The sequence below is a fragment of the Bradyrhizobium sp. genome (assembly GCF_019242285.1).
Classification (GTDB): domain Bacteria; phylum Pseudomonadota; class Alphaproteobacteria; order Rhizobiales; family Xanthobacteraceae; genus Bradyrhizobium.
The window spans coordinates 1-6,117 of sequence record NZ_JAFAVV010000012.1; the positions used below are offsets into that span (position 1 = coordinate 1).

Genomic DNA, 6,117 nt, shown 5'->3' on the forward strand with positions numbered 1-6,117 from the left:
GAGGGCGTGGCCGTGGTGCACGGGTCCGCCTTCGGCTGCGGTCCGAACTTCCGGATTTCCTACGCGGCGTCGCTCGATCTGCTCGAGGAAGCCTGCCGCCGCATCCAGCGTTTCTGCGCCGGCCTCGCGTAGTAGCTCTGCAGAGCTTCTGACCGGTTGGCGGGCGGCATTGCTGGGCCCCGCCCGCTATTCGTGAAGCAGCGTTTGCCAGTTTGAAAGCACCGCTTCGGCCGGTCCGGGCACCGGTTGATCCAACGGATGCGAGTGAGGGGCGTGAAGCTCCGGGCCGTCGAAGAACTCTCCGGTACGATAGTCGTAAAACCATCGTTCGCCCGGCTCGAAGCTCGTGATGATCGGGTGACCGGTAGCCGCGTTATGTTTCGATGCATGCTGACTTGGGGACGTATCACAACAGCCGATGTGCCCGCATGCGACGCATCTGCGAAGATGCAGCCACCACCCGCCCGCAGCCGAGCATTCGACGCAACCCGTTCCGCTTGGCTTGGCTGCGGGATTGATGCCATCCGTTTCAGACTTCATGGGGTCACGTGTCCTGCTGCTTAGCCGTAAGCTACGCCCGGGTTGCTTTGCCCAACCTCTATAAGATAGCCGTCGGGATCGCGAATGTAGCAGCGCGTCTCGCCGTATTTGGGCTTCGGCTCGGTGATGAACTCGGCTCCTCGACTCCGCCAAAGTTCGTAGCACGCCTGAATATCCGCAACGCGAATATTCATGAAGCTGCTGACTGAATCGGGATTGGCGGGGACGCCGAGCGTTATCGATGGTTTGTCGGGTGTCGGACCGCCCCCGGGGTTGACGATGAGCCATGTGTTCGCGATCTGCATATATCCCGGCGCGCCGCTGCTGTCGCCTCTGCTCAGAATGCGACCTCCGAAAACCGTTTCGTAAAATCGGAGCGATCGCTCGACGTCGGCGACGGTGAGAAAATGTGCGACGGTGAACCCATCCTGCGGCGGCATCCGATAGGTTTTCTGCTCGACCTGTACTTGGTTCATGCTCGGCTCCCGTGTCGATCGGCTCGCCCGGTATCATCATAGCCGGTTTCCCCGGGGGCCGGTAAGCGTCGCTTTCGATTTGTGGTCACAGCCGCGTCAATGTCGTAAGGCGGCGCGTCGAACAATCAGACGGAACGTTCTGCCAGGAACGCGAGAACGACACGTGCGTGCCGGTCTCGAGCCGGCTCGCCCGCTTGATGGGTTGCGTGGTCAGATGCGAGGCGGGGCGGGCTTCACGAGGACGGCGCGGGCGCGGATGGCCCTTGCCTTCTCATGCACGAAGTTCCTGAGCTCCTCCTGTTGACGCCGGCCAACGTCGTTCCAACCGGATTTCCCGGTCGGGAAGCTGACCAAAGTGAGATCGTAGGTCTTGCTTGCGACGTCGAAATCGACCACTTGGGGCCCACGCGGGTCATAGACCATGAGGAAATCCTGAGGGTCGTTTTGAGGCGTGAGCACGCCACGCTCGATATGGAAATTCAGGTCGGGCGTACCCTTGTAGAGCTTGAGCCAATCATGCCCCCATTCGAGCAGGGTGGGATCAGTATCAATGCCCTCGATAATCATGTCGTCCGCGGACGACTTGGTGAACCCGGTTTTGCCTTCGCCGTGCAGGAAGATGATTTGCTGACCCTGGCCGTTGTTTATCCAGTCGTCGAAATCCATCGGCGGCGTCGTGAACGAGACCGTCTTTCCCATTTGGCCTTTGCTCAGCCTGCTTCCTACCTTGTCCAGGAACTGTTCCAGCTTCCAGGCATCTTTCAGATCTTTAAGTTTTTTGAAGTCGATGACTTTGCGGAACTTCAGAATCTCACGTAGTTTTGCCGGCCCCGACTTGATGGCTGACAGCAAGTCAGCGACCGAGAGATCGGTTCCAAAAATGGGGCCACCGAGTATCAGTTCCTTTTTGCTGGAAGGGCTGCGGATCCCCACTCGCACGTAGCCGGCTTCCACCGTGAAAGCGTTCGTAAGAACATAGTCGATCACTCTGATCTCCCAGCAGATATGCTGAGGCCACATCTTTTTTGGCGGACGCGGAATGACCTTTTGCTCTGGCCTCGTCCAAACCAGGTCGACCATCACGGCGACGCAGCGGTCAATTGCGGCATTGTCCTCACCCGCCGTCGGGAACGGATGTCTGGCGCCTACGGCCCTGTCCCGAACTGCGATCGGGAAGCTCGGCAGCTCGCGCTGCACCATCTCCACAACCTTGTCATAGACCACGCGCGCCCGATGATCGGACAGGCGCTGGTTCAATGCGGCGGCTTCCGCCTCGTTATGGGTGCCGCTCCAGCGGCGGCTGGCGTGTCCCTCGCAGGTGATGCAGACGGAGAACACACCGTTCTTTGGATCGTATATGTCATATATGTAAGGTGTGGCCGGATTGGTCGCGTCGGGCATGTGATCATTCCGGCAAAGCGATGACATTCCTGTATCCCGGCCGATCAACCGGTGTCGCCAAGGTTGCGAACTTCTGCGACATGCCTGTGAACAATCCCGCGCACTCCAGTGCGTCGGACGTCAAAGACTCGGCTTTCTGCGACAAAGTTGACGGCTGCTGCGGGGCACGAACCGCCTTCCCGACTGCGTCGGCTTCACGATCGCCTTCGACGCCGGAAAGGGCGCGCGCCCTGCATCCATGGTGTCCGCTCGAATGCTTCAACCAGGTAGCTCTCCCCTCTGCGACACTGCTCTTGCCGGAACCTGGAAGGCCATCAATAAACAAGATTTGCGGGTGCGCGATAGACGTCTGCATGAGGGTTGCTCGCGATCATATCACTCCGGGAAGGAGGCTCCCAAATTTTCTATCGCGCGTCTACTGCTTCAAGCTTGGCGCGACAATATCAAGAGCCATCTATGGTTGCGAGAGCAGCCGATCGAAAGGTCGTGCCCCCCACAAAGACGGCATCGCAAGCAGGAAGCGATCGCGCGGCGACAAGGAGTCCCAGCACGTTTGCAATCGAGCATGTGCCGGATTGGGCTGCCAGACGCAGACGTCGGTGTCGCGCCGTCCGCCTGCCGCCCTCATGACCGCATCGAGGTTCTCCCACAGGTAGGGGTGTGCGGGTATCCCAGCATGCACTGTCACGATGTGATCGTTGAACGCCCAGTCAAACAACTCTTCGCCAGCCGCCAAGAAAGTCAGCCGGCCGAGTTTTGGAATCCGAAGCGTGCCGTCTTCGCGTTGCTCGACGCGCAACCCGGTCGCGGCATGCAGCCGGACCGCAACGGCAGCGGCGATGGACGACTCATCGCCCGGAAAGTCGCTTTGTGGTTCGCCGAAGTGCCAGGTGCCGACGATGATGCCCACCACTGTTCCCCTCGGTTGCTTTTCCGCTTAACACGGCCGCGGCTCCATACTCGCGTTTTTGCGCTCGCCTCGCGTGGCATCTCTGCACAGGCCTTTTGACCGGCAACAGGGTCTCGAGCTTCTGCTCAGGCGTGGCGCAGCCGCGAATGGCGGCTGCTGTAGGCAAAATAGATCAAGAGGCCGATAACGAGCCAGACCACGAGCCGAAGCCAGGTTACGAGCGGCAGACCGAGCATGAGCGCCAGACAGAACAGGATGCCGAGGATCGGAACCCAGGGCACGTTCGGCACGCGGAACGGCCGTGCGATATCGGCATCGCTGCGCCGCAGATAGATCACGGCGCCGCAGACCAGCACGAAGGCGAAGAGCGTGCCGATGCTCACCATCTCGCCCAGGATCTCGATCGGTGTGAGCGCCGCGACGCAAGCCACGACGATTCCGATGAGGAGCTGGCTGAGATGTGGCGTCCGCAGCGTCGGATGCACGCGCGAGAACATGGTCGGGAGGAGGCCGTCGCTCGACATGGTGAAGAAGATGCGGCTCTGGCCGTAGAGCAGCACCAGGATCACCGTCGTGAGGCCCGCGAGCGCGCCGAGCTTGATGAGCACGGAGAACCAGGGAAGGCCGATGACGTCGACGCCCTTGGCGATCGGATCAGGCACGGCGAGCTCGGTGTAGGGAACGAGCCCCGTCAGCACGGCCGCCACGGCGATGTAGAGGATGGTGCAGATGACGAGCGATCCCAGGATGCCGATCGGCATGTCGCGCTGCGGCCGCTTTGCTTCCTGCGCGCAGGTCGAGACCGCGTCGAAACCGATGAAGGCGAAGAAGACCACCGAGGCGCCTCTGAGCACGCCGCTCCACCCGAATTCCCCGAACGCGCCCGTATTGTCCGGAACGAAGGGATGCCAGTTCGCCGTATGAACATAGCCGGCGCCGAGCAGGATGAAGGCGACCACCACGAAAAGCTTGATCGCCACCATGATGTTGTTGACGCGAGCCGATTCCTTCGTCCCGAGCATCAGCATGACGGTCAGGATGCCAACGATCAGGGCAGCGGGGACATTGATGATGCCCGAAACCGTGCTGCCATCGGGGAGCTTGACGATGGTGCCGGGCGCCGCCGCGAAGGCCGCCGGCACGTCGATTCCGAAGTTGTGCAGGAGGCTCACGATATAGCCGGACCAGCCGACCGCGACGGTCGAGGCGCCCATGGCATATTCGAGCACCAGATCCCAGCCGATGATCCAGGCGGCGAGTTCGCCAAGCGTCGCGTAGGTGTAGCTGTAGGTGCTGCCGGATACCGGCAAAAGCGCCGCGAGCTCGGCATAACACAGCCCGACGAAGGCGCAGGCGATGCCGCCGAGGACGAAGGAGAGCATGATGCCCGGGCCCGCGTAGTGCGCCGCAGCGGTTCCCGTGAGGACGAAGATGCCGGCGCCGATGATGGCGCCGATCCCCATTGCCGTAATGCTGAAAGGTCCAAGCGCCTTGGCGAGGCCGTGCTCCGCGGTATCGCCGCTCGCGATTATCGCCGCAACCGATTTGCGGGTCATCACTCCCTGGTCGCTCATATGTCCTCCCATTTTTTTCTGTCGGCCTTCGCATTGGCACTTCCTGATGAAGGTCATCACATCGTGCGCAGCCAGTACCGCAAGGGTACGCGCAGGCGTCGAGGGTGTGCAACGCCTAATCTTCAACCGCCGCGTTCCATCGCGATCGACGGCAGCCTGTCGTTGGATTGCTGCCGGCTTTCTGCGTTGCACCAGTCGGCAGCCCTGGGCCAATTCCAGCCTCATTCAGCGCAGCAATGCTTAACCTATTCGATCACCTCGTCGGCACCCGCCAATATGGATTGCGGCATCGAGTTGCTGAGCACTCTTGCTGCCTTGAGATTGATTACCAGAACTCCGTATCCGACCGGCGGATTGCGCCTCGGGCAAGCTCTACTGCGTCATGAGATCGGCAGGGTGGGCTAAGCGACCACGCACGTAAGTCGCCACACCAAGGCAGGCTTGTCCGCCGAAGCTCGCAGAGAAGGCGGAAGCGTGCCCACCATTGCAAGCAATGCTGTTGATGTAATGGTGGGCACGGCGCTTCCACCTTCGCTCTGCGAGCTTCGGTGGACGTGGCCGCGCCTTAGCCCACCCCACGGCTCCGCCCGGGTAGTGACACAGCAGGATGATCCGCCCTACGGTTCGTCAGCGCTTCACCATCGGGCACGCGCTCTCGCTCAGGGGGCGCGCCGCTTCCTCGGCGGGCACGGTGGCGAGCAGTTTGAGATAATCGAAGGGATACTTCGACTCCGAGGGCTTCTTCACCTGCAGCAGATAATAAGGCCGCATCACACGCCCGTCCTCGCGCACCGAGCCCTTGGTGTAGAAGTCATCGATCGGCAGCTCCTTCATCTTCGCAACGACCTTGGTGGCGTCGGTCGTGCCGGCTGCCGCCACCGCCTTGAGGTAGTGCAATGTTGCGCCGTAAGTCCCGGTATGGATCATGCTCGGCGGCTTGCCGTTGTTGAGGCCGAGGAAGCGTTTGGTCCAGGCGCGGGTCGCGTCGTCGAGGTCCCAGAAGAAGGTCTCGGACGCGGTCAGGCCCTGCGCCGTTTGGAGGCCAAGCGCGTGGGTGTCGGGAAACTGGAGCAGCAGCGCCGCCACCCGCTGGTCGTCGCTGCGGCCGAGGCCGAATTCCGCGGCCTGTTTGATCGCGTTGATGGTGTCGCCGCCGGCGTTCGAGAGAGCGACGATCTTCGCCTTCGAGGCCTGCGCCTGCAGCAGATAAGACGAG

Annotated in this window: 8 protein-coding genes; 2 read left to right on the forward strand and 6 right to left on the reverse strand. The window is 61.5% G+C overall.

The annotated features are described in order from the left end of the window. Nucleotides 1–132: aminotransferase class I/II-fold pyridoxal phosphate-dependent enzyme (locus JOY90_RS00535; RefSeq protein ID WP_367276861.1), on the forward strand; the 132-nt coding region annotated here is incomplete at its 5' end. Nucleotides 133–186: 54 nt separating this feature from the next. Here the strand turns inward: JOY90_RS00535 and JOY90_RS00540 are convergent. The 5 genes from JOY90_RS00540 to JOY90_RS00560 all read right to left on the reverse strand — a co-directional run bounded on the left by JOY90_RS00540 (nucleotide 187) and on the right by JOY90_RS00560 (nucleotide 4,901). Continuing rightward, nucleotides 187–540: a UBP-type zinc finger domain-containing protein gene (locus JOY90_RS00540; RefSeq protein WP_291689225.1), complete on the reverse strand. Its 354-nt coding sequence runs from the start codon at nucleotides 538–540 to the stop codon at nucleotides 187–189. A 20-nt stretch (nucleotides 541–560) separates the two neighbouring features. Further along, nucleotides 561–1,016 carry a VOC family protein gene (locus JOY90_RS00545; protein WP_291689226.1) on the reverse strand — a complete coding sequence of 152 codons (456 nt, stop codon included), beginning with the start codon at nucleotides 1,014–1,016 and terminating at the stop codon, nucleotides 561–563. Nucleotides 1,017–1,226: 210 nt separating this feature from the next. Beyond that, nucleotides 1,227–2,417: a hypothetical protein gene (locus JOY90_RS00550; RefSeq protein ID WP_291689227.1), complete on the reverse strand. Its 1,191-nt coding sequence runs from the start codon at nucleotides 2,415–2,417 to the stop codon at nucleotides 1,227–1,229. A gap of 454 nt (nucleotides 2,418–2,871) precedes the next feature. Beyond that, entirely contained in the window at nucleotides 2,872–3,327 is a 456-nt protein-coding gene (locus JOY90_RS00555; RefSeq protein WP_291689228.1) for a hypothetical protein, read from the reverse strand. A 125-nt stretch (nucleotides 3,328–3,452) separates the two neighbouring features. Next, entirely contained in the window at nucleotides 3,453–4,901 is a 1,449-nt protein-coding gene (locus JOY90_RS00560; RefSeq protein ID WP_291689229.1) for an amino acid permease, read from the reverse strand. Here JOY90_RS00560 and JOY90_RS00565 point away from each other — a divergent pair, their 5' ends adjacent. Beyond that, complete coding sequence (locus JOY90_RS00565) at nucleotides 4,902–5,306, forward strand: hypothetical protein (RefSeq protein ID WP_291689230.1); 405 nt, start codon at nucleotides 4,902–4,904, stop codon at nucleotides 5,304–5,306. Between the two features lie 222 nt (nucleotides 5,307–5,528). Here the strand turns inward: JOY90_RS00565 and JOY90_RS00570 are convergent. Then, the coding region (locus JOY90_RS00570) for an ABC transporter substrate-binding protein (RefSeq protein ID WP_291689231.1) at nucleotides 5,529–6,117 on the reverse strand (589 nt) is incomplete at its 5' end.

Bases quoted from the DNA above. Each gene is read 5' to 3' on its own strand.
- JOY90_RS00545 (WP_291689226.1), bottom strand. From the start codon at position 1,016: ATGAACCAAGTACAGGTCGAGCAGAAAACCTATCGGATGCCGCCGCAG.
- JOY90_RS00550 (WP_291689227.1), bottom strand. From the start codon at position 2,417: ATGCCCGACGCGACCAATCCGGCCACACCTTACATATATGACATATAC.
- JOY90_RS00560 (WP_291689229.1), bottom strand. From the start codon at position 4,901: ATGAGCGACCAGGGAGTGATGACCCGCAAATCGGTTGCGGCGATAATC.
- JOY90_RS00540 (WP_291689225.1), bottom strand. From the start codon at position 540: ATGAAGTCTGAAACGGATGGCATCAATCCCGCAGCCAAGCCAAGCGGA.
- JOY90_RS00565 (WP_291689230.1), top strand. From the start codon at position 4,902: ATGTCCTCCCATTTTTTTCTGTCGGCCTTCGCATTGGCACTTCCTGAT.